The 22,513-nt window shown below is 63.3% G+C and carries 23 protein-coding genes and 1 pseudogene; 9 read left to right on the forward strand and 15 right to left on the reverse strand.

Features of this window, described 5'->3' with window-relative positions; genetic code table 11:
- Positions 1-27 precede the first annotated feature (27 nt).
- The 4 genes from cueR to rph all read right to left on the reverse strand — a co-directional run bounded on the left by cueR (position 28) and on the right by rph (position 4,734).
- A complete protein-coding gene (gene cueR, locus C2U30_RS13435; RefSeq protein ID WP_010676100.1) occupies positions 28-417 on the reverse strand; it encodes a Cu(I)-responsive transcriptional regulator in 390 nt (129 codons plus the stop codon).
- Positions 414-2,843 carry a heavy metal translocating P-type ATPase gene (locus C2U30_RS13440; RefSeq protein WP_103243924.1) on the reverse strand — a complete coding sequence of 810 codons (2,430 nt, stop codon included), beginning with the start codon at positions 2,841-2,843 and terminating at the stop codon, positions 414-416. Before C2U30_RS13440 ends, cueR begins: the two co-directional genes overlap by 4 nt.
- A 179-nt stretch (positions 2,844-3,022) precedes the next feature.
- Positions 3,023-3,676: an orotate phosphoribosyltransferase gene (gene pyrE / locus C2U30_RS13445; protein ID WP_010676102.1), complete on the reverse strand. Its 654-nt coding sequence runs from the start codon at positions 3,674-3,676 to the stop codon at positions 3,023-3,025.
- 341 nt (positions 3,677-4,017) lie between these two features.
- Positions 4,018-4,734: a ribonuclease PH gene (gene rph, locus C2U30_RS13450; RefSeq protein WP_024945517.1), complete on the reverse strand. Its 717-nt coding sequence runs from the start codon at positions 4,732-4,734 to the stop codon at positions 4,018-4,020.
- A 146-nt stretch (positions 4,735-4,880) separates the two neighbouring features.
- Between rph and C2U30_RS13455 the strand changes: the two genes are divergently transcribed.
- Entirely contained in the window at positions 4,881-5,744 is an 864-nt protein-coding gene (locus C2U30_RS13455; protein WP_010676104.1) for a YicC/YloC family endoribonuclease, read from the forward strand.
- Positions 5,745-5,927: 183 nt separating this feature from the next.
- On the opposite strand, the gene C2U30_RS13460 is transcribed toward C2U30_RS13455, so the two are convergent.
- The 3 genes from C2U30_RS13460 to waaF form a co-directional block, all read right to left on the reverse strand.
- Complete coding sequence (locus C2U30_RS13460) at positions 5,928-6,806, reverse strand: DMT family transporter (RefSeq protein WP_048209623.1); 879 nt, start codon at positions 6,804-6,806, stop codon at positions 5,928-5,930.
- A 111-nt stretch (positions 6,807-6,917) separates the two neighbouring features.
- A complete protein-coding gene (gene waaA / locus C2U30_RS13465) occupies positions 6,918-8,186 on the reverse strand; it encodes a lipid IV(A) 3-deoxy-D-manno-octulosonic acid transferase (protein WP_103243925.1) in 1,269 nt (422 codons plus the stop codon).
- Position 8,187: 1 nt separating this feature from the next.
- A complete protein-coding gene (waaF, locus tag C2U30_RS13470) occupies positions 8,188-9,285 on the reverse strand; it encodes a lipopolysaccharide heptosyltransferase II (protein ID WP_010676107.1) in 1,098 nt (365 codons plus the stop codon).
- Between the two features lie 339 nt (positions 9,286-9,624).
- On the opposite strand from waaF, the gene C2U30_RS13475 reads away from it, so the two are divergent.
- Positions 9,625-10,401, forward strand: a complete 777-nt coding sequence (locus C2U30_RS13475) for a glycosyltransferase family 2 protein (RefSeq protein ID WP_010676108.1) — start codon at positions 9,625-9,627, stop codon at positions 10,399-10,401.
- 340 nt (positions 10,402-10,741) lie between these two features.
- Here C2U30_RS13475 and C2U30_RS13480 read toward each other — a convergent pair whose 3' ends face one another.
- Positions 10,742-11,785 carry a glycosyltransferase family 9 protein gene (locus C2U30_RS13480; protein ID WP_041214218.1) on the reverse strand — a complete coding sequence of 348 codons (1,044 nt, stop codon included), beginning with the start codon at positions 11,783-11,785 and terminating at the stop codon, positions 10,742-10,744.
- Positions 11,786-12,006: 221 nt separating this feature from the next.
- Here C2U30_RS13480 and coaD point away from each other — a divergent pair, with 221 nt between their 5' ends.
- Complete coding sequence (gene coaD, locus C2U30_RS13485; RefSeq protein WP_103243926.1) at positions 12,007-12,489, forward strand: pantetheine-phosphate adenylyltransferase; 483 nt, start codon at positions 12,007-12,009, stop codon at positions 12,487-12,489.
- A 73-nt stretch (positions 12,490-12,562) separates the two neighbouring features.
- Here coaD and C2U30_RS13490 read toward each other — a convergent pair whose 3' ends face one another.
- The 6 genes from C2U30_RS13490 to radC form a co-directional block, all read right to left on the reverse strand.
- Complete coding sequence (locus C2U30_RS13490) at positions 12,563-13,435, reverse strand: VirK/YbjX family protein (RefSeq protein WP_041212006.1); 873 nt, start codon at positions 13,433-13,435, stop codon at positions 12,563-12,565.
- A gap of 176 nt (positions 13,436-13,611) precedes the next feature.
- On the reverse strand, positions 13,612-14,424 hold the full coding sequence (gene mutM / locus C2U30_RS13495) for a bifunctional DNA-formamidopyrimidine glycosylase/DNA-(apurinic or apyrimidinic site) lyase (protein ID WP_010676112.1): 813 nt from the start codon (positions 14,422-14,424) through the stop codon (positions 13,612-13,614).
- Between the two features lie 14 nt (positions 14,425-14,438).
- Complete coding sequence (locus C2U30_RS13500; protein WP_045522759.1) at positions 14,439-14,894, reverse strand: hypothetical protein; 456 nt, start codon at positions 14,892-14,894, stop codon at positions 14,439-14,441.
- A gap of 90 nt (positions 14,895-14,984) precedes the next feature.
- Positions 14,985-15,152: a 50S ribosomal protein L33 gene (gene rpmG, locus C2U30_RS13505; RefSeq protein WP_005323752.1), complete on the reverse strand. Its 168-nt coding sequence runs from the start codon at positions 15,150-15,152 to the stop codon at positions 14,985-14,987.
- Between the two features lie 11 nt (positions 15,153-15,163).
- On the reverse strand, positions 15,164-15,400 hold the full coding sequence (gene rpmB, locus C2U30_RS13510) for a 50S ribosomal protein L28 (RefSeq protein WP_005307492.1): 237 nt from the start codon (positions 15,398-15,400) through the stop codon (positions 15,164-15,166).
- A gap of 136 nt (positions 15,401-15,536) precedes the next feature.
- The gene (gene radC / locus C2U30_RS13515) at positions 15,537-16,211 is read right to left on the reverse strand and encodes a RadC family protein (RefSeq protein ID WP_039040991.1); all 675 of its coding nucleotides are present in this window, start codon (positions 16,209-16,211) and stop codon (positions 15,537-15,539) included.
- Between the two features lie 147 nt (positions 16,212-16,358).
- Between radC and coaBC the strand changes: the two genes are divergently transcribed.
- The 5 genes and pseudogenes from coaBC (at position 16,359) to C2U30_RS13550 (ending at position 20,108) form a co-directional block, all read left to right on the forward strand.
- Positions 16,359-17,561 (forward strand): bifunctional phosphopantothenoylcysteine decarboxylase/phosphopantothenate--cysteine ligase CoaBC, encoded by a 1,203-nt coding sequence (gene coaBC, locus C2U30_RS13520; protein WP_103243927.1) that lies wholly within the window; start codon positions 16,359-16,361, stop codon positions 17,559-17,561.
- Between the two features lie 76 nt (positions 17,562-17,637).
- Positions 17,638-18,096: a dUTP diphosphatase gene (gene dut, locus C2U30_RS13525; protein ID WP_103243928.1), complete on the forward strand. Its 459-nt coding sequence runs from the start codon at positions 17,638-17,640 to the stop codon at positions 18,094-18,096.
- A 70-nt stretch (positions 18,097-18,166) separates the two neighbouring features.
- Entirely contained in the window at positions 18,167-18,763 is a 597-nt protein-coding gene (gene slmA / locus C2U30_RS13530; protein WP_010676117.1) for a nucleoid occlusion factor SlmA, read from the forward strand.
- A gap of 233 nt (positions 18,764-18,996) precedes the next feature.
- Positions 18,997-19,098 (forward strand): annotated as a pseudogene (locus tag C2U30_RS22935) (nucleoid occlusion factor SlmA); the annotation flags it as partial.
- Positions 19,099-19,271: 173 nt separating this feature from the next.
- Positions 19,272-20,108, forward strand: a complete 837-nt coding sequence (locus C2U30_RS13550) for a mechanosensitive ion channel domain-containing protein (protein WP_042864726.1) — start codon at positions 19,272-19,274, stop codon at positions 20,106-20,108.
- A gap of 115 nt (positions 20,109-20,223) precedes the next feature.
- On the opposite strand, the gene C2U30_RS13555 is transcribed toward C2U30_RS13550, so the two are convergent.
- A complete protein-coding gene (locus C2U30_RS13555; protein WP_029314882.1) occupies positions 20,224-20,412 on the reverse strand; it encodes a hypothetical protein in 189 nt (62 codons plus the stop codon).
- A gap of 421 nt (positions 20,413-20,833) precedes the next feature.
- Between C2U30_RS13555 and pgi the strand changes: the two genes are divergently transcribed.
- Positions 20,834-22,483 (forward strand): glucose-6-phosphate isomerase, encoded by a 1,650-nt coding sequence (gene pgi, locus C2U30_RS13560; protein ID WP_103243929.1) that lies wholly within the window; start codon positions 20,834-20,836, stop codon positions 22,481-22,483.
- Positions 22,484-22,513 lie beyond the last annotated feature (30 nt).

Here is a 22,513-nt window from a genome sequence, read left to right on the forward strand (position 1 = left end):
TGCAGGGTCGAATGGCGCAGCCCTCCCTCACCCTTTCTCCAACTCGTCGAGGATGGGGCACTGGGGATTCGCATCTCCGTGACAGCAGCTCACCACCTCCTCGAGGGCGCTGAGCATGGCTTGCAAACCGGCGATGCGGGAGCGCAGATCGACGATTTTCTCCTGGGCCAGCTTCTTCACCTGGGCACTGGTTCTGTGCTCGTCCCGATAGAGCGCCAGCAGCTCCTGACACTCCTCCAGATTGAAGCCGGTCTCCCGCGCACGCTTGACGAAGCGCAGCTCCCGCAGGGAGGCATCCGTATAACTGCGATACCCGTTGTCGCTGCGCACCGGCGACGAGATGAGGCCGATGCTCTCGTAGTAGCGGATGGTCTTGGCGGTCAGGCCGGTGGCCTTGGCGACCTTGCTGATGTTCATGAATGACTCCTTTGGGATTCAGATGCACGCAGGCTGCCCGCCCGGGGCTGCCAGCGCTTCAATAACAGGGAATTGCTCAAGACGGTGATGCTGCTCAGGGCCATGGCCGCCCCCGCCAGCTCGGGGCTGAGGTAACCCAGCGCCGCCAGCGGAATACCGATGATGTTGAACACGAAGGCCCAGAACAGATTCTGCTGGATGGTGCGCCAGGTGGCCGCCGAGATGTCGATGGCATCGGCCACCAGCCGCGGGTCGGATCGCATGAGGGTGATGGAGGCGGTCTCCATCGCCACGTCGGAGCCGGAGCCCATGGCGATACCCACATCCGCCGCCGCCAGCGCCGGGGCGTCGTTTACCCCGTCTCCCACCATGGCGACCAGCCCGCTGGTTTGCGCCCGCAGCGCCTCGACTTTTTCCACCTTGCCGGCTGGCAGCACGGAGTCAAAGGCCCCGTCCAGCCCCAGCTTGGCGGCGATATGGGCCACCGGCGCCGCCGCATCACCGCTCACCAGCCAGCTGGCGATGCCGCGCTGACGCAGGGTGGCGATGGCATCCGGGCTCTCGGGGCGCAGGGTATCGGCCAGCGCCGCAATGCCAGCCACCACACCGTCGATGGCCACCCAGACCCGGGTCGCGCCGTCGGCGGCTTGTTCACCCTGTTGTGGCACTGCAATGTCGAGCTGGGCCAGCAAAGAGCCATTGCCGATGGCGACCCTATGGCCCGCCACCTGACCGACAATACCGGCACCGACCCGCACCTCCACCGCGTCGGGCTGGGGCAGCATCGCCTCCTTGTCGACCGCCTCGCGCATGGCCAGCGCCAGCGGGTGTTCGCTCGCCTGCTGCAGAGCGGCAGCGAGGCGCAGTTGCTCGTCGTTGCCGCTCCAGCTCGCCAGCACCGGCCGGCCCTGGGTCAAGGTGCCGGTCTTGTCGAAGATGAGCGCCTTGATGGCGTGGGCCTTTTGCAGGGTATCGACATCCTTGATCAGAATGCCGTGGCGCGCCGCCACCCCGGTACCGGTGACGATGGCCGCCGGCGTCGCCAGCCCCAGCGCACAGGGACAGGCGATGACCAGCACGGCCACCGCCGCCAGCAGCGCCTGACCGAAGTCGTTACTGATGGCGTACCACACCAGCAGGGTGAACAGGGCGATGGCCATCACCACCGGCACGAACACGGCAGAGACCTTGTCCACCAGCTGTTGCAGCGGCGCCTTGCCCATCTGGGCACTCTCCACCAGGGCGATGATCTTGCTGAGGCTGGAGTCCTCCCCCACCGTAGTGGCTTCAATTTCCAGCACGCCGGAGCGGTTGATGGCACCGCCCAGCACCTTGTCGCCCTCACCGCGCGGCACCGGCAGGCTCTCGCCGGTGAGGATCGACTCGTCCAGCTCACTCTCACCGCTCACGATTCTGCCGTCCACCGGTACCCGTTCCCCCACCAGCACCCGCAGCCTGTCGCCGCGCAGCACCTCGTCGATGGCGACGCTCTGCCAGCGCTCGCCGCGCCAGACGGTGGCGGTTTCCGGCCGCAGCGCCATCAACTCGCGAATGGCGGACTGGGTGCTGCGTCTGGCTCGCGCTTCCAGCAGTTTTCCGAGGGAAATCAGGGTAATGATGATGGCACTCGCCTCGAAGTAGAGTTGGCCACTGGCGGCCACCCCCAGATTAAGCAGCAGATAGAGGCTGTAGAAGTAGGCCGCACTGGTACCGGTCGCCACCAGCACATCCATGTTGGCGGAGCGGTTCTTGATGGCGAGCCAGGCGCCGCGATAGAAGCGGGCCCCAATCCAGAACTGCACCGGGGTGGCGAGCAGCAGCTCCAGCCAGGCGGGCAGATGCCAGGGGAACAACCCGGCCATGGCCAGCATCCCCGCCAGCAGCGGCAGGGTAAGCAAAGCCGAGACGATGACCCGGGTTTGCGCCTGACGGGCGCTGGCGGCCTCCTGCGCTTCCCGCTCCAGCAACTGCTGGCGGCGGCCGCTGGCCGAGCCTTGCGCCAGTTGGGCGCCAAAGCCGAGGGCCTCGATCTGCTCGCGCAGGGCCGCGGGCGTCTGCATCCCGGGTACCAGCACAATCCGGGCCTGCTCGATGGAGAAGTTGACGTCGGCGGAGATGACGCCGGGCAGCGCCGCCAGCATCTTGTGCAGGCGGGCCGAGCAACCGGCACAGGTCATACCGGTGATTTGAAACAATATGGTCTCACTGCCGTAGTCGTAACCCTGCGCCTTGATGCTCTCCAGCACCGCCGGCAAACGGTCAGAGCTGGCCAGCTCGATGGCGGCTTGCTCCAGTGCGAAGTTGACGGTGGCCGATACCCCATCGAGCTTGTTGAGGGCGGTCGTGATGCGGCCGGCGCAATTGGCGCAGCTCATGCCGCTGAGCGGCAACTGCAGATGAATGGGTGATTGAAGATGAGTGATCATGTTGTTCCTCCCAGGAACCCGTCGGCACCACAAAACGCCGACTGGCAAACCCTAACCTTTACTGTAAGGGTAAGCTCAAGCCACATGATCCACTTTTTGCAGATGAAAAAACGGCGCCCGTTTGCTGCCAGAGAACAAACGGGCGCCGCCTTCAACTATTGCGCGGTATGCGCGGCGACTCAGATACCGTACTGGGCGCGGTAAGCCTTCATGGCGGCCAGTTGCGCCGCCAGCTCCGGCTGTTCGGCCTGCTTCTCTTCCAGATACTGGATCAAGTCGCTCATCTGGATGATGGCGATGATGTGAGCGCCGTAGTCACGCTCCACCTCCTGAATGGCGGAGAGCTCGCCCTTGCCCTTCTCCTGACGGTCCAGCGCGATCAGCACGCCAGCCAGGGAGGCGCCGTTGGCCTGGATCAGATCCATGGATTCGCGGATGGCGGTGCCGGCAGTGATGACATCGTCCACCAGCATGATCCGCCCCTTGAGCGGGCTGCCCACCAGATTGCCACCCTCGCCATGATCCTTGGCCTCCTTGCGGTTGAAGCACCAGGGCACGTCCACGTCGTGCTGCTCCACCAGCTGCACGGCGGTGGCGGAGGCGATGGGGATCCCCTTGTAGGCCGGGCCAAACAGCACGTCGAACTCAATGCCGGCATCCATCAGGGCGGCGGCATAGAAGCGGCCGAGACGGGCCAGATCGCGGCCGCTGTTGAACAGACCGGCGTTGAAGAAGTAGGGGCTTTTACGACCGGATTTCAGGGTAAATTCACCGAATTTGAGGACCTGCTTCTCCAGGGCGAACTCGATAAATTGACGCTGGTAGGCTTTCATTCTGGCTCCTTGCTTGGCTTGTCGTTTACTTGTGTGGGGGTATAAAAAAACGCGGTCAATGCCGCGTTTGCAGGATCTGTTGACGCTTCGTCACAGCCGCGACGGAGTCGGTTTTTGCGCAGAACTAGGCATGAGATGCGAAGTTTGGTAATCCAAACGAGGCATCGAATAACGACGTTATGCACAAAAACAGACCCGTCCCTACGGGTTGCGTGGCAAAGGATGCCATGCGTTGTTGCAGGACTTGCCAAGGGAATAACCATTGGCGGCATCCTGCGCCTAGCCTGGCATCCTTGGACACTGCAACGCGACTTGTGCCGAAACATCAACAGGTCCTGGTATCAGGAAAGTGACTGCTTCTGCAGCGCAATGATGTCGGCGATGCCGCCCTTGGCGAGCGCCAGCATCTCCAGCAGCTCCTCGTGGGTGAAGGGTTCGGCCTCCGCGGTACCCTGCACCTCGATGATGCGACCATCTTCGGTCATCACCACGTTCATGTCGGTCTCGGCGGCGGAGTCTTCGATGTACTCCAGATCGCAGATGGCTTCCCCTTCATACATACCGACGGAGACGGCAGCGATCATCTGCTTGAGCGGGCTCTGCTTGAGCATGCCTTTCTCGACCATCCAGTTCAGCGCATCCACCAGCGCCACGCAGGCACCGGTGATGGCGGCGGTGCGGGTGCCACCGTCGGCCTGCAGCACGTCGCAGTCAACGGTAATGGAGTGCTCACCCAGCGCGGTCAGGTCTACTGCGGCGCGCAGGGAGCGGGCGATCAGCCGGGAGATCTCCAGAGTGCGGCCACTCTGCTTGCCGGAGGCCGCTTCGCGGTTCATCCGGGAGTGGGTGGAGCGCGGCAGCATGCCGTATTCGGCAGTCACCCAGCCCTGGTTCTTCCCTTTCAGGAAGCGAGGCACGCTGGTGTCAACGCTGGCGGTGCAGAGCACGCGGGTGTTGCCGAATTCCACCAGCACGGACCCTTCAGCATGCTTGGTGAAGTGGCGGGTAATGGTGACCGGACGAAGCTGCGCGGCAGTGCGATCGCTGGGACGTGACATGGGACGGACCTCTGGGCTGGCTGAATTGGCGCAGGAGTATAAGTGATCCCAGCCCAAATATCAGCCGCTAAAACCACGCTGTCGGCTGACGGAGCAGGGCTGGCTGAGTATACTGGCCCCACACTTCATCAAGCCCGGAACAATCAATGATTCACAGCATGACCGCCTACGCCCGCAAGGAACTCAAGGGCGACTGGGGCACAGCCGTTTGGGAAATTCGTTCGGTCAACCAGCGCTATCTGGAGACCTACATTCGCCTGCCGGAACAACTGCGCAGCCTGGAGCCGGTTCTGCGTGAGCGCTTCCGCGCCAAGCTGCAGCGCGGCAAGGTGGAGTGCAACCTGCGTTTCGAGGCCGCCCAGGCCGCCGCCAGCCAGCTGCACATCAATGAAGAGCTGGCCAAACTCATCATCGAGAGCGCCAACTGGGTGATGAAAGAGGCGGGCCAGGGTCAGCTCAATCCGGTGGACGTGCTGCGCTGGCCGGGGGTCATGGCTGCCGCCGAGCAGGACATGGACGTGGTCGCCACCGAGCTGATGGCCGGCTTCGACCTGACCATGGAAGACTTCCTCGCCTCCCGCGCCAGCGAAGGGGCCAATCTCAAGGCGCTGATCGAACAGCGTCTGGCCGGCATCCAGGTAGAAGTGAAGAAGGTGCGCGAGCACCTGCCGCAGATCATCGAGTGGCAGCGCCAGAAGCTCACCGACCGGCTGGCCGAAGCCAAGGTGGAGCTGGACCCGGCCCGCATCGAGCAGGAGATCGTGCTGCTGGCCCAGAAGATCGACGTGGCCGAAGAGCTGGATCGCCTGGAGATGCACATCAGCGAAACCAACAAGATCATGAAGAAGGGTGGCGCCTGCGGCCGTCGCCTCGACTTCATGATGCAGGAGTTCAACCGCGAGTCGAACACCCTCGGTTCAAAGTCGATCAACGCCGAGGTGACCCAGTCCGCCGTCGAGCTGAAGGTGCTCATCGAGCAGATGCGCGAGCAGATCCAAAACATCGAGTGATCTCCCTCATCGATGCACCAGCCCCCGCCACGCGGGGGCTTTTTTATTCTCGTTTCCCGCAGCGCTCAGCCACCTGACTGATGGTAACCCCTAGCAAAGGGAGCCCGACATGTGCCATCACGCAAAGAGGGTCTGCCATGCAGACCCTCTCCTTCTTTTTGATCCATCCCCCGCCCGTGCAGGCTAGACCGGTGACTTCAGCCTTCGGCTGCGCAGCAGCAGGGGGAGCTGGTAGAGCACCAGAGCGCCCAACACCAGGCCAGCGCCGGCCAGCTTGGCGGGGCCCAGCGGTTCGTCATAGAAGAGGGTGCTTAAGATCAGGGTCCAGACCGGTTCCAGCAGCATCAGCAGGGCGGCGTGGGCCGTGGTCATCCGGCTCAGGGCGTGGGTGAGCAGCCAGTAGCGCAGGGTGGTGGCGATCAGGACGCTGGCCGCAAACCAGCCCCAGATACCAGTGCCGATGCTGGCGGGCCACTGCTCGGTCAGCAGGGAGAGCAGGGTGCCGAGCAGTCCGGTCACCGCCAGCTGGATGCAGGTGAGCCAGGTAGGGGGAATGGACTGGGCGAAGTGGCGGTGCACCGCGAGCTGAACCCCCAGGGTGGCGGCCGCCGCCAGAAACCAGAACAGGGAGAGCGACACGCCCCAGTGAGTGCTGCTGGAGAGCAGCAGCAGACCCGCGACGGCCACGGGCAGAGTCAGCCAGTAGTGACGGCCGGGTCTGGCCTTGAAGGCGGCCCAGGCGGCGAGCGGCGCCATCAGGGTGGCCACGCTCATGATGAAGGCGCCGCTGCCGAGGGCATCGCTCTGGCTGATGGCGGTAACCCAGAACAGCAGGCTGGCCCCGAGCAAGGTGCCGCACCCGGCGGCACGCAGCAGTTGTGAGCCATTGGGGGGCGGCTCGCGCAACCAGGCGAGCGGCAACAGCAGCAGGGCGGCCAGCAGGAAACGGCTGCCGATAAAGGCGGCGGTGGGCAGTTCGCGAATCGCCTCTTTCGAGAAGAGCCAGCCAGCGGCGGCCAGCAGGGTGACCAGTATCATCAACAGCAGGGGAGCGCGGTTCATCGGAGCATCACAGGGTCAGGGGCAAAGGGCAGAGCATAAAGGAAAGGGACGCGGATTGTCTCCCGGGGTTTGGCAGACATGCGGGCGGGGCGGCCACCACGCCGCCCCGCCTCAGTCGTCACCTTCCAGGCTGGCGAGGCAGTGGGAGAGGGTGCGCGCCAGCGCCCCCTGGTTGCGCAGCACCACGGCACGGGCCTGCTCCCCCATCTCGCGGCGGGCAGGGGCATCGCCGAGCAGGATGCTCACACGGTGGCCGAGCGCCTCGGCGTTCGCCACCACGGCAGCCCCCCCCTGGGCCACCAGCTGGCGGGTGATGTCGCTGAAGTTGAAATAAACGGGGCCGGTCAGGCAGGGTTTGCCCAGCGCCGCCGGTTCCAGCAGGTTGTGACCGCCCACGGGCACCAGGCTGCCACCGACAAAGGCGAGATCCGCCGCCGCCAGCATCAGCGGCAGCTCGCCCATGGTGTCACCCAGGTAGATCTTGTCGCTCTCGCCGACCGCACTGCCCGCCGTGCGCCGCACGCAACCGTAGGGGGCGCACAGCTCGGCCACCCGATCGAAACGCTCGGGATGGCGCGGCACCAGGATCAGCAGGGCGGAGGGATGGGCCTTGAGCACCCGATCGAAGGCGGCCAGCACCTGCTCGTCTTCCCCCTGGTGGGTGCTGGCGGCGATCCAGACAGGTCGTGCCTCCCCCAGTTGCTGGCGCAGGGCGCAGCCCCTGGCCTGTACCTCGTCGCCAAACTGGATGTCGAACTTGATGGAGCCGGTCACCGCCAGTCGGTTGCGCGCTATGCCCAGCCGATGGAAGCGATCCGCATCGTCCTGATGCTGGCAGAGCAGGTGTGTCAGCGGGCGGCTCAAGGCATCGAAGGCCCCCTGGAAGCGACCATAGCGCTGACAGGATCGCTCCGAGAGGCGGGCATTGAGGATGGTCACCGGCAGGTGCCGTGCCTCGCAGGCCGCCAGCCAGTTCGGCCACAGTTCGGTCTCCATCACCCAGAGGGCGCGGGGCTTGACGGTGCTCAGAAACGCCGAGACGGCCCAGGGATAGTCGAGAGGCGCATAGCGGTGCACCACCAGATCCCCGAGCTTGGCCGCCTGTTCGGCGCCGGTGTGGGTGGTGGTGGTGAGCAGGATGGGCAGCTCGGGGCGCTCGGCCTTGAGGGCGCGGATGAAGGGGGTGATGGCCAGGGTCTCCCCCACGCTCACCGCATGGATCCAGAGGGGAGCCTCCTGTCCGGTCGGCGGCAATCGTCCCAGATGCTCGGCCCAGCGCGCCCCGAAGCCGGGCTTGCCTTTTTTGGGCTTGTAGAGCGCCAGCAGCGCCAGGGGCAACCCCAGGTGGATCAGCAGGTTGTAGAGCAACCGGTAGATCATGCTAGCTATTACCTGGTTCAGCAGCAGAGGATTCCACCGGCTGCCGCACTATGGTCAGATCTGCCGTTTCACCACGCTCCAGCCGATTTCCCGCCTCGATGACCTGTTCCGGCATCAGCTCGATCAGGCACTTGAGGTGGCCGAACTTGCAGGTGCGCTTGAAGCAGGGGCGGCACTCTATGTCGGTGTGGACGATCTCGACCCTGTCCGCCAGCGGTGGGGTATAGAGGGGCGAGGTGGAGCCGTAGACGCCGATCAGCGGCCGGTTGAGGGCGGCCGCCACGTGCATCAGGCCCGAGTCGTTGGCGATGACCCGACCGGCCAGGGCCATCAGGTCGATCGCCTCGTGCAGGCTGGTCTTGCCCGCCAGCACGTGGCAGTTGGGGCGCGACAGGGGGTTGATCCGATCGCGGATGGTGTTGGCCACGTCCACGTCCTTGCCCGAGCCGAAGATCCACACCTGCCACCCCTCGTCGAGGTGCTTTTGCGCCACCACGGCGTAGTGCCCTTCCGGCCAGCGTTTGGCCGGACCGAACTCGGCCCCCGGACAGAGCACCAGCACGGGGCGAGCACGATTCAGGCCGAGCCGCTCCAGCGCCTTGCCCTGGTTGATGAGATCCACGTGCAGGGAGGGATGGGGAATAGCGGGAATGTCGTCCCGACTCTTCATCTGCCCTTTGGGATAGGCCAGAGCCACATAGCCTTCCACCATCAGCGGGAAGGCCTGCTTGTTGCTGCGCATGTCGTTGAGCAGACCGAAGCGGTGCTCCCCCTTCCAGCCGGTGCGCACCGGGATCCTGGCAAACCAGGGGATGAGGGCCGACTTCATGGAGTTGGGCTGGATGATGGCCTGATCGTACTGCTCGGCGGCCAGCTGCTTGCCAAGGCGGCGGCGTGCCCCCAGCTTGAAGTCACCGTGGCCAAGCGGCATGGGGATGGCCTTGTCCACCTCGGGCATGCGCTCCAGCAGCGCAACGCACCAGGCCGGCGCCATCACATGGAGCTCGCTGCCCGGGTGGTTGCTCTTGAGCGCCTTGTAGAGGCTCTGGGACATCACCATGTCGCCGACCCAGGAGGGGCCGATCACCAATATCTTCATCGCGCGTCTTCTCTCGGGACTGGCCCGGCTGTTGATCATTACTGGGCGAGATTATGCCCCAAGAAAGGCCGAAGAAATAACAGAAGATACCCGTCTGCTCCCGCAAAACGCCTACCTGGCAGGATCTGCTCCCCCGCGCATCACTCCTGAGGCCCTCTTCCACCCGGACACGGCGTGCCCTGGGCCACCGACTGCCGGGTAGCAGAGATCCCCCTTCCCCCGCATTCAAAAGCGGGCCCACCGGGCCCTCGGGTCATGCCCCGCGCGGGGTTTTAGGCTAGAATGGGCGCCAATCCGAGCATGACCCGCCCGCCGGGCACCAACAAGAGTCCCTTGCCTGTGAAAAAACCGACCCTGGCGGCCGTCCTGATCGTCAAGAACGAAGCCGACAACCTCCGCGCCTGCCTCGCCTCCCTCGAAGGCCTGGCGGATGAAATCGTCATTCTCGACTCCGGCAGTCAGGATGACACCCCGGCCATCGCCGCCGAATTTGGCGCCCGCTTCTTCGTCAACACCACCTGGCCCGGTTTCGGCCGTCAGCGCCGCCTCGCCCAGTCCCATGTCCAGTCGGAGTGGGTGCTGTGGCTGGACGCGGACGAGCGGCTCACCCCCGAACTCAGGGAAGCCATCCAGGGGGTCATGGCCAACCCGGCCAGCGACACCATCTACTCCATCCCGCGCCTCTCCTGGGTGTTCGGCCGCTTCATCCGCCACAGCGGCTGGTACCCGGATCGGGTGCTGCGCCTCTACCCCAAGGCGCTGACCGGCTACAACGAGGCGCTGGTACACGAGAAGGTGGAGGTGCGCGCCAACATGAAGATCGTCAACCTGCAGGGCGACCTCCTCCACTACACCTACCGGGATCTGGAACATTACCTGGTCAAATCCGCCGGCTACGCCCGCGCATGGGCCGATCAGCGCACCGCCCGCGGCAAGAAGGGATCCCTCGGCCAGGGGCTGGTCCACGCCGTCGGCTGCTTCCTCAAGATGTACCTGCTCAAGGCCGGTTTCCTCGACGGCAAGCAGGGCCTGCTGCTGGCCATCCTCTCCGCCCACTCCACCTTCGTCAAATACGCCGATCTCTGGGTTCGCCAGCAGCCCCAGCAGCCGAAATAGGGCATCGCGCCTCAAACATCCCATTAATCACTCACCCCTTGTTCCAGCGGAACAAGGGGCAAACCCCATTGCCATGGAGCGGGCGCAGCCCTCGCGGGGCCGCTCACGGCGCAAACCTGGGCGCCACGGACGAAAACTGGCCGCTATAAGCCGAATGCATGAATATTGGCAACATGACCCGACTCCGGCTTATACCGACAGGTTTCCCCTGCCCGGAGCCCGGGCAGGCCCGTAAAGGGGCTGTCGGGGGCCACGCCCGGTAGGCTGGCCTGCCAGCAGGGCGCATCCCCATACAAGACAGGGCCCCGCGGGGCCCTGTCTGTATGTTCTGTGCGCGCTCTCAGCGCTCGGCGCGCCAGAAGGGCGGCGCCCAGCGGGCGATCTCTGCCGCCATGGCCTTGGGATCGAGCTGGCTCATGTCCTCCGGGTGGTCGCTGTCTTCCGGCGGGCTGAAGGGCAGATGGCGCCCCTCGCCGTTGAGCGGCCGCCAGCGCAGCGGCGTCGCCGAACGGTGTGCCGGGAAGAAGCCGACGGTCGGCACGTCCATAGCCGCGGCGATGTGCAGGGGCCCCGTGCTGCCCGCCACGAACAGGGCGGCGTTGGCCATCACCTGGCAGAACTTCGGCAACCCCTCGTCGGAGCGGTAGATCCAGCCGTTGCCCCCATGGGCCAGCAGTTCCGCCGCCAACTGCTCCGCCTTCCCCTCCTCCCCCGGGCCTGCCGTCAACACGCACTGCAACTCGGGACAGGCCTGGTTGAGCTTGATGATGAGGCGCGAGTACTGCTCGATGGAGAGGTTGTTGGCCGAGCCACCGCTGCCCGCATGCACCATCAGCCAGGGGCGGCTGGCGTCGAGCCTGAGACGGGCGGCGACCTGCTCGCGCACCTGCAGCAGGCTCTCGGGGTCGAAGTCGAGGTAGGGGCCCTGTGGCTCCACCACGGTCTGATGCTGATCGGCGAGGAAGCGGCGCACCAGATCCAGGTTGTATTCGTACTCCGGCTTCTGGGAGCGGGAGCGGCGCTGCACCAGGCGCTGGTTGTAGAGCACCTGGGCCAGCTTGGTGGCTGGTGCCAGCCGGTAGGGAATGTGCGCCTTCCACACCAGCTTGGCATTTCGGGTGTTGGAGAAGAGGCAGATGGAGGCATCGAAGGCGGCCGCCTTGATACGCGCCAGCAGGGCGCGTTGCTGCTCCTTGTCGGCCCGGGCACCCGGATCCAGGATGATCTCGTCGATCCATGGGCAGAGGCGGGCCAAGGGCGCCGTGTAGGCGGGAACCAGGGCAGTCACATGACACTCCATGGAGCGCTTGAGCATGGCAAAGCTCGGCCACGCCAGCATGAAGTCACCAATCTTGTCATTGCGGACTACCAGAATACGTTTCATAAAAAATCCCTATGCTCCCTGTCACCAGCGAAGGAGGCTTGATGCGCGATGCGGGTATTCTTGCCTGATGCAGGGCGATTCTCAAGCGAAGACGCCACGGGGCCCCGATTTGTGCGACCCCGGCCGCCGATCAGCGCCAGAAATCCGCGCCATCCCGGTCGCGACAAACCGGCAACAGCCCCTATAATGCGACCAGTTTTCCGGTTTCAGGAATCAGCAGCATGACCAACAAGGTAATCTATCCCGGCACCTTCGATCCCATCACCAACGGCCATACCGATCTCATTGGCCGCGCCGCCAGACTGTTCGACGAGGTGGTGGTCGGGGTGGCCAACAGCCCGAGCAAACGGCCGCTGTTCGATCTCGAGGAGCGCGTTCAACTGGCCCGGCAGGTGACGGTTCACCTGCCCAACGTCAAGGTGGTGGGCTTCTCCGGCCTGCTGGTGGATTTCGCCAGGGAGCAGCAGGCCAACGTGCTGATCCGCGGCCTGCGCGCCGTCTCCGACTTCGAATATGAGTTCCAGCTGGCCAACATGAACCGCCGCCTGATGCCGGAGCTGGAGAGCGTCTTCCTCACCCCGGCGGAGGAGAACTCCTTCATCTCCTCCACTCTGGTGAAAGAGGTGGCGCTGCACGGTGGCGACATCCGCCAGTTCGTCGACCCCCTGGTGGCCCAGGCCATCGCCGCCAGGCAACAGCGCTAATCCCTCCCCTGATGGGCAGAAACGAACAAGGGCTACCCGCGGGTAGCCCTTGTTGCATCAACGCACTGCACGCCTAGCTGTGGGCAAACTGCTGGCGGATCGCCCGCTCCAGCCCGTCCAGCCACTCGTAGCGACGCCGGTACATGGCCCGCTTCTTGGCGGCCACCTCCTCCAGCGGCTTGCGCACCACGGGTTGCAGCCGCACGAAGTTGGCGTCCTGATCGAGGGCGCCAAACTCCTGCCACAGCTCGTCGTAGTCCGCCTGCAGGCAGGCTTTCTTCTTCTTGCTGTACCGTCTTGCCTGGAAGATGTGGGCCTTCATGCGCACCGCACAGACCCGGTGGGCCCCCATGGCCCCGGCCAGCGCCATCACCAGCATCACCACCAGCGACTTGGGTCTCAGACCCTGACCCGCCCGGGTCAATGCCCGCACCTGCTCCTGGGGCTGCTCGACACAGGGCTCCGGCCCCTGCACCGACCCGATCACCAGGGCCAGCTCCTGTTCGTTGCCCGCCAGGGAGAAGGCACAGCTGTAGAGTCGCTCCCCCCGCGCGTTGACGATGGAGAGCGCCAGCTCCGCCTCCCGGCGGAAGGTGCCGTCGTGACGCAGCACGATGCGCCAGCCGCCATCGGGATAATGGCCCAGCACTATCCCCTCCCCCAGATAGAGCGGGTCGATGAGCTCGGGGTACAGGCCCAGCAGCAGGCGGTAGTGATCCTCCACCATCTTGACCCGCTGGTTCACCGTCGAGCAGGCGAAGCGATAGGGTCGCATCGGCTTGTCGAGCAGCTCGGGGTGGCGGGCGGGAAGCGCCCGCAGGGGGGCGCTCTGGAACAGCTCGAATACCCGGTTCAACTGCGCACGGTAGAGCAGACTGCGCAGCAAAAACTTGCCGCGATTGAAGGTCTTGCGGGCGCTGTCTTCGGGATAGAGGAAGCGGGCCATATCGTGGGCACAATAGTGCCCCTGCCGGGATAACTGTTCCCAGTCTATTGATTTAGCTGTCATTTTATTACCTCGCAGCCTGAACTGGCGAGATAGTAGTCATGGGCTGACGCCGCTTCAACAGACCGGAAATACTCTCTTACAACTTGGCCGATCCCGGCTCAAAAATCCCACTTTCAGCGTTGGCAGTGGGAGCAGAACACCGTGGTTCGCTGGCCCATCTTCACCTCGGTGAGCAGGGTGTGGCAGTGGAAACAGGGCTGGCCGCCACGGCCGTAAACCTGCAGCTGCTGGACGAAATAGCCCGGCTTGCCGTCGGCGCTGGTGAAATCCTTGAGGGTGGTGCCCCCCTGGCGAATGGCTTCGGCCAACACCCGCTTGATCTCGCTCACCAGGGTGCCCAGCCGCTCGGCGCTGATGTTGCCTGCCGCCCGCCTGGGATGAATGCCGGCGGCATAGAGCGCCTCGTTGGCGTAGATGTTGCCCACCCCGACCACCACGTGGTTGTCCATCAGGAACTGCTTGATGGCGGTGCTGCGCCCCTTCGCCCGCTCCCGCAGATAATCGGCATGGAAGGCATCGGTGAGGGGTTCCGGCCCCAGCTTGGCGAGCAGGGCATGGGCCTCGGCCGGTTCGCGGGTCCACAGCAGGGCGCCAAAACGGCGAGGATCGTTGAGCCGCAGCAGCTTGCCGTTGGCCAGCTCGATATCCACGTGATCGTGCTTCTCGGCCGGGGTGCCGATGTCCAGCACCCGCAGGCTGCCGGACATCCCGAGATGCAGGATGGCGGTGCCGAAGTCGGTCTCCAGCAACAGGTATTTGGCGCGGCGGCTGACGCGGTGGATGACGAGATCCACCAGCTCCTGGATCTCGCCGGGCACGGGCCAGCGCAGGCGGCCGTCCCGCACCACCACGCGGGTCACCTTGATGCCGGTAAGCCAGGGGGAGATGCCCTGGCGGCTGACTTCGACTTCCGGTAATTCAGGCATGGGCGATCTCTCGTTCAGGGAATGGGACGCATCAGGTCACGGTATTGCGCCTGACTCAAGCTGAGCCAGGTCGAGGAGGGCAGCAGGGCGGCAAACTTGCCGTCGTCCTGATAGAGCCCGACTTCCACCGGATCGCTCTGTCCGGCGATCCAGATCTTGAGGGTCACCGGGGTGCCGCGCACGGGCTCGCCGGGGGGCAGCAGCCAGCCTTGCCACGCCTCGATGCGGGCCGCCAGCTGGGTGCTGCCAAGCCCCAGATCCGGCGCGCTGCGCCAACCCTGGCCGATACGCTCTATCTGCCAGCTCGGCCCCTGCCAGGTCAGCACCACGGCACTCTCCGGCAACAACGGACGCGCGCGTTTGGCACTGTTCTCCTGCTGGACCTGCTCCAGCCGGTGCAACAGGGTAATGACGATCAACACGACCACGATGATCACGTTGTTCCAGCCTTTGCGGCTCAGTTTGAACATGGCTAGCCTCCCTTCGAATCGGCAGTGTACTGAATTCCAGCCATAAAAAAACCCGGCACGAGGCCGGGTTTTTGCAGCGAAACCAAGTAATTACTTGATTTTGCCTTCTTTGTAGATCACATGCTGACGAATCACGGGATCAAATTTCTTGATCTCCATTTTTTCGGGCATGGTGCGCTTGTTCTTGGTAGTGGTATAGAAGTGACCAGTACCGGCGCTGGAGTTCAGGCGAATCTTATCGCGAATACCTTTAGCCATGATCTAATTCCTTATACCTTAACGCCGCTGGCACGCAGTTCAGCCAGAACCACTTCAACGCCGCGCTTGTCGATGATACGCATGCCTTTTGCGGATACGCGCAGGCTCACGAAGCGTTTTTCACTCTCAACCCAGAAACGGTGAGTGTGCAGGTTCGGCAGGAAACGACGCTTGGTAGCGTTGTTAGCGTGCGAACGGTTGTTACCAACTGCCGGGCGCTTGCCGGTTACTTGGCATACTCTAGACATGTCAGTCTCTCCAAATCTTACTTCATTGCTCGAGCAAATATCTGCCCCGCTGGCCTTCGATTGCGGGGCAAACAGAAGGCGGCATTTTATACAGCATCCGTGATCAAAGATCAACTAATACAGTGCCAGAGCCCAGTCACAACCAACCACGCTCTGCGAAAGAAACCGTGATGCCATCACCGATCACCAGGTGATCAAGCACTCTGATATCGACCAGGGCCAGGGCGGCCAGGATCCGATCCGTGATCTGGCGGTCCGCCCGACTGGGCTCGGCCACGCCGGACGGGTGATTATGCGCCAGAATCACGGCGGCTGCATTATGTTTGAGCGCGATCTGCACGATTTCTCTGGGCCAGACGCTCGCCGAGTCGAGGGTGCCGTAAAAAAGTTCGACAAACCGGATGACCCTGTGCTGGTTGTCGAGCAGCAGCAGGGCGAACACCTCCCGCCCCCGATCCCGCAACTGGGCTTGCAGAAAGTCACGGGTAAGCCCGGGCGAGGTGAGCGCCTCTCCCCGTTGCAACTGTTCGGCCAGATGGCGCCGCCCCATCTCCAGCACCGCCTGCAACTGGGCATACTTGGCAGGTCCCAGCCCGTGAGCGCCACAAAAATCCTGCTGCTCGGCTCCCAGCAGTGCCCGCAGGGAACCAAACTGCTGCAACAACTGGCGGGAGAGGTCCACCGCACTCAACCCGCTGACCCCGGTGCGCAGGAAGATGGCCAGCAGTTCGGCATCGGAGAGCGTCGCCGCCCCTCGGCGCAGCAGCTTTTCCCTCGGGCGCTCCTCTTCCGGCCACTCCTTGATGCTCATTTGTCTCTCCCTCATGGCTATTGAGAGAAAACATAGCAAAGAATCCCGCGAGCCCGACCACAACTCCCCCATGTCAGCCTCTGTCGCCACCCATTGCCTGTGCTATCTTAGCCGACCAGTCAGAGTGAGCCGGAAGAGAAGCAGCAGATGAGATTGGCCGATAAACGCATCCTGTTGGGTGTCAGTGGCGGGATCGCCGCCTACAAGAGTGCCGAACTGGTACGTCGCCTGAAAGATCAGGGGGCCGAGGTGCGAGTGGTGATGACCCGCTCCGCCAAGGAGTTCATCACCCCGCTGACCCTGCAAGCCGTCTCAGGCCACCCGGTGGCCGACAGTCTGCTGGACCCGGCTGCCGAGGCGGGCATGGGCCACATCGAACTGGCCAAGTGGGCCGATCTGGTGCTGATCGCCCCCGCCAGCGCCAACCTGATGGCCCGCATGGCCGCCGGCATGGCGGACGAGCTGCTCACCACCCTCTGCCTTGCCACCCCGGCGACTATCGCCCTGGCGCCAGCCATGAACCAGCAGATGTACCGCAACGCCGCCACCCAGGCCAACCTCCAGACCCTCACCGAACGCGGCATTCAGCTGTGGGGGCCGGATTCCGGCAGCCAGGCCTGCGGCGATGTGGGCCCGGGCCGGATGCTGGATCCCCTGGAACTGGTGGAACGCTGCTGCCAGCAGCTCGCCGCCGAGCCACTCTTGGCAAGCGTCAGGCTGCTGCTCACCGCCGGGCCGACCCGCGAGGCGCTGGATCCGGTGCGCTATATCAGCAACCACAGCTCCGGCAAGATGGGCTACGCCATTGCCCGCGCCGCGCGCGAAGCGGGTGCGGAGGTGACCCTGGTGAGCGGCCCGGTGGCACTGACCACCCCGGCCGGCGTTACCCGCATCGATGTGGAGAGTGCCCTGCAGATGCACGAAGCAGTGATGAGCCGGGTCGGTGAGTGCGACCTCTTTATCGGCTGCGCTGCCGTCGCCGACTACCGTCCCGCCCAGGTGGCCGAGCAAAAGATCAAGAAGACCGGCGACAACGACCAGATGCAGCTGACCCTGGTCAAAAACCCCGACATCATCGCCGATGTGGGGGCGTTGTCAGACAAACCCTTCACCGTCGGATTTGCCGCCGAAACCGTGGATGTGGAACAATACGCCCTCGACAAACTTCGACGTAAGCGGCTGGACATGATCGCAGCCAACGATGTGTCCCGTGCAGGCCAGGGTTTCAATGCCGATGACAACGCCCTGACCGTCTTCTGGCAAGGGGGTCAAGCCGCCCTGCCCCTGGCCGATAAGCTGACGCTCGCCCGTCATCTTGTCGCCCTGATTGCACGCCATTATCGACCCTGAGCCCATTGAACATGCCGGGAGCCCCAGGCTCCTGCAGTACCACCCGATCGCCAGGCGATCCAATTGAAAAAGATTCATGACGACACAAATTGAACTGAAAATCCTGGATGCCCGCATCGGCACCGACTTCCCGCTGCCCGCCTACGCCACACAGGGCTCCGCTGGCATGGACTTGCGCGCCCTGCTGGATGCCCCGCTGACCATGGCCCCGGGCGAGACCACTCTGGTGCCGACCGGGCTGGCCATTCACATCCAGGATCCGGGTCTGTGCGCCACCATCCTGCCCCGCTCCGGCCTCGGCCATAAGCACGGCATCGTGCTGGGCAACCTGGTCGGCCTCATCGACTCCGACTACCAGGGTCAGTTGATGGTCTCTGTCTGGAACCGTGGCAACGACAGCTTCACCATGCAGCCTGGCGAGCGCATCGCCCAGTTGGTGATCCTGCCGGTGGTACAGGCCAGCTTCCAGCTGGTCGACGAATTCAATCAGAGTGAACGGGGTGAAGGCGGGTTTGGTTCTTCTGGTCGCCAATAACAAGACCACACGGCCCCCTGGGGCACGTGCCAAATAATAGAATCAAGCCATTGTTTTTTTAGGGGAATCCATGGCAAGCAGTAACCAGAAACAGAGTCGGCGCGATCAGATCCTGCAGGCACTCGCCCACATGCTGGAAACCAGCCCGGGCCAGCGCATCACCACGGCACGCCTCGCGGCCGAGGTGGGCGTGTCCGAGGCAGCCCTCTACCGGCATTTTCCCAGCAAGGCGAGGATGTTCGAGGGGCTGATCGACTTTATCGAGGATTCCCTGCTGTCACGGGTCAACCTGATCATGGCCGAAGAGAAGGACACCATGGCCCGCTGTCATCACATACTGCAGCTGCTGCTGGTATTCGCCGAGCGCAACCCCGGCATCACCCGCATTCTCAATGGCGATGCCCTGCTGGGCGAACACGATCGGCTGCGGGATCGCATCAGCATCCTGTTCGACAAGCTGGAGACCCAGATCAAGCAGGTACTGCGCGAGAAACGGCTGCGGGAAGGCCAGGGCTTCCAGCTCGACGAGACCATGCTGGCCAACCTGCTGCTGGCCTATACCGAGGGCCGCATCAGCCAGTTCGTCCGCTCGGAGTTCAAAATCAAGCCCACCGCCGGGTTTGAAGATCAGTGGCAGTTTATCCGCAGCCAGTTGCTGCAAAGCTGAGCCAGCAGACCGCATCAACCAATGCACGTCCCGCTCCGAGTTCACAATCAAGCCCACTGCCGGCTTTGAGGATCAGTGGCAGTTTATCCGCAGCCAGCTGCTGCAAAGCTGAGCCAGCAGACCGCATCAACCAATGCACGTCCGCTCCGAGCTCACAATCAAGCCCACTGCCGGGTTTGAAGAGCAGTGGCAGTTTATCCGCAGCCAGTTGCTGCAAAGCTGAGCCAGCAGACCGCATCAACCAATGCACGTCCCGCTCCGAGTTCACAATCAAGCCGACTGCCGGCTTTGAGGATCAGTGGCAGTTTATCCGCAGCCAGCTGCTGCAAAGCTGAGTGCGCACATGCCCAGCGTCCCTGCGCCAGCAGGGTTGTGACAAAGCGGGAGGCCTTGGCCTCCCTTGCTTTTTGTGGCACAAAAGAAGAGACAAGCACCAGATGCGACCCAGCTTGTCGCGCTCAAGTGTTAGATTCATCTGCCATAAATCTTCACACCAACAGGACATCCTATGGAACCCGAGATCATTACCGAAGCACAGACCTGGCTGACCAACAACCAGGGACTGATCATCGAGTATGCGGTCAACATCGCCGCCGCCCTGATCACCCTGCTGGTCGGTTACATTGCCGCCAACCTTCTCAGCGGTGGCGTGGTCAAGGTGATGCAGACCCGCAAGCTGGACACCACCGTCACCCACTTCGTCGGCAGCATCCTCAAATACACCATTCTGGTGTTCGTGGTGATCGCCGCTCTGGGCCGGGTCGGGGTGCAGACCGCCTCCTTCGTAGCCATCATAGGTGCCGCCGGTCTGGCCATCGGTCTGGCGCTGCAGGGCTCTCTCTCCAACTTTGCCGCCGGTTTCCTGCTCATCATCTTCCGCCCCATCAAGGCAGGGGAATTCATCGAGGTGGCAGGCACCAATGGCGTTGTGCAATCGGTGCAGCTCTTCACCACCACCCTCACCTCGGGTGACAACAAGATGGTGGTAGTGCCAAACTCCGCCATCCTCAACGGCACCATCGTCAACTACTCGCGCATGGATACCCGCCGCGTCGACATGACCTTCGGCATCGGCTACGGCTCCGACCTGCGCAAGGCCAAACAGATCCTGGAGCGGCTGGTGAGCGAAGAGCCCCGCATCCTGAAGGAGCAGGCCGCCACCATTGCCGTTGCCGCGCTGGCCGACTCCTCGGTCAATATCGTGGTGCGTCCCTGGGTCAAGACCGGTGATTACTGGGGTGTCTGGTTCGACTTCCACGAGAAGGTGAAGCTCACCTTCGACGCCGAGGGCATCGAGATTCCCTTCCCCCAGCGTGTGGTCCACATGCAAAAGACTGCGGATTGATCCTCGGTGTGCGTTCTCCAGTGCCAGCCTTCGGGCTGGCACTGTCGTTTCTGCCTTCTGTGACATGAAAAAACCGGCCACAGGCCGGTCTTGCGCACCAGGTCGCACCGCGTTCTCACCCCAGCCGGCGTGCAACCCGGTTGAGCAGGGGCTGCATCAGCACATAACCCCCCAGCACGGCTCCGATCACCGCCAGTACGCGGATCTCCAGCGTCGGCGCCGCATTGGCCAGCGTCAGGGTCAGCAAACCGATGAGGCCGGTGGCGATCAGGCTCAGGGCAAACAGGGATAACAGGGCTTTCATCTCGATCTCCTCATTCCACACCATTGATTCCATACCTTGGCCATCCCTGGGAGATCTCGTCCATTCGGCTCATATGATAGCCAGCGTCTGTTGCCCACCATTTGCGCCTGCTCAAAAAACCGTCCGATGAGCGTCTGTTGAATACCCTTTGATCTGTCACGCCAGCTTTCCAGAGCCACGGCCGCGCTCCCCTTGAAATGAAAGCCTTTTCAACCCGAACAAGCATGCGCGAACGCAAGATCCCGGGGTACTGAGTGACTCATAATCGCACTGTTTTGGTTGTACACTCCCTCGTTGCAGACAATTGGTAATGCTCTGTTACACGGGGCGCACGGAGTGCCCGGTATAATGCTCGCATAATAAGGTTTGGCGGGAGCCTTGCCTGCAAGGTTCAAACACAACTTGGAAGACTGATAATCCTATGAAAAATATCAATCCAACCCGGACCCAGGCCTGGCAGGCACTGGAAGCCCATTTTGCAGCCAACAAGGAGATGCGTCTCAAGGATCTGTTCGCACAGGATCCCAAGCGTTTTGACAAGTTCTCCCTCACCTTCGGTGGCGACATCCTGGTCGACTACTCCAAGAACCTGATCACCGAAGAGACCCTCAAGCTGCTGGTGAACCTGGCTGGCGAGACCGATCTGCGCAGCGCCATCGACGCCATGTTCAACGGCGACAAGATCAACATGACCGAAGGGCGCGCCGTACTGCACACCGCCCTGCGCAACCGCTCCGACCGTCCCATCGAGGTTGACGGCAAGGACGTGATGCCGGAAGTGAACGCCGTACTGGCCAAGATGAAGGGCTTCTGCGAGAAGGTCATCGGTGGCGAGTGGAAGGGCTATACCGGCAAGGCCATCCAGCACGTGGTCAACATCGGCATTGGTGGCTCCGATCTGGGCCCCGTCATGATCACCGAGGCCCTGCGCCCCTACAAGAATCACCTGGAGATGCACTTCGTCTCCAACGTCGACGGCACTCACATCGCCGAGACGCTCAAGAAGATCGATCCGGAAACCACCCTGTTCCTGGTGGCCTCAAAGACCTTCACCACCCAGGAGACCATGACCAACGCCCTGACCGCCCGCGACTGGTTCCTCGGTCATGCCGGTGACAAGGCCCACGTTGCCAAGCACTTCGCCGCCCTGTCGACCAACGGCAAGGCCGTTGCCGAGTTCGGCATCGACACCGACAACATGTTCGAGTTCTGGGACTGGGTCGGCGGCCGCTACTCCTCCTGGTCCGCCATCGGCATGCCCATCGCCCTCTCCCTCGGCTTCGAGCACTTCGAGGCCCTGCTGCAAGGTGCCTTCGAGATGGACATGCACTTCGCCACTGCCGCCTATGAACAGAACGTGCCCGTACTGCTGGCCCTGATCGGCCTGTGGTACAACAATTTCCATGGTGCCGAGTCCGAAGCCATCCTGCCGTACGATCAGTACATGCATCGCTTCCCTGCCTACTTCCAGCAAGGCAACATGGAGTCCAACGGCAAGTACGTGGATCGCGACGGCCATCCGGTTGACTACCAGACCGGTCCCATCATCTGGGGTGAGCCGGGTACCAACGGCCAGCACGCCTTCTACCAGCTGATCCATCAGGGCACCAAGCTGATCCCCTGCGACTTCCTGGCGCCGGCCATCAGCCATAACCCCATCGGTGACCACCATCCGAAGCTCCTGGCCAACTTCTTCGCCCAGACCGAGGCCCTGGCCTTCGGCAAGAGCAAGGAAGCGGTGGAGGCCGAGTTCCTGGCCGCCGGCAAGACCCTGGAGCAGGTCAAGGATCTGGTGCCGTTCAAGGTGTTCGAAGGCAACCGCCCGACCAACTCCATCCTGTTCAAGCAGCTGACCCCGAAAACCCTCGGCTCCCTGATCGCCATGTACGAGCACAAGATCTTCGTACAGGGCGCAATCTGGAACATCTTCTCCTTCGACCAGTGGGGTGTGGAGCTGGGCAAACAGCTGGCCAACAAGATCCTGCCGGAGCTGGGCACCGATGAGGCCGTCACCAGCCACGACGGCTCCACCAACGGCCTGATCAACACCTGGAAAGCCTGGAAGGCCTGATTCTCCCGCCCTCCAGAACGCAAAAGCCCC

The organism is Aeromonas sp. ASNIH5, from assembly GCF_002902865.1.
GTDB classification, from domain to species: domain Bacteria; phylum Pseudomonadota; class Gammaproteobacteria; order Enterobacterales; family Aeromonadaceae; genus Aeromonas; species Aeromonas caviae.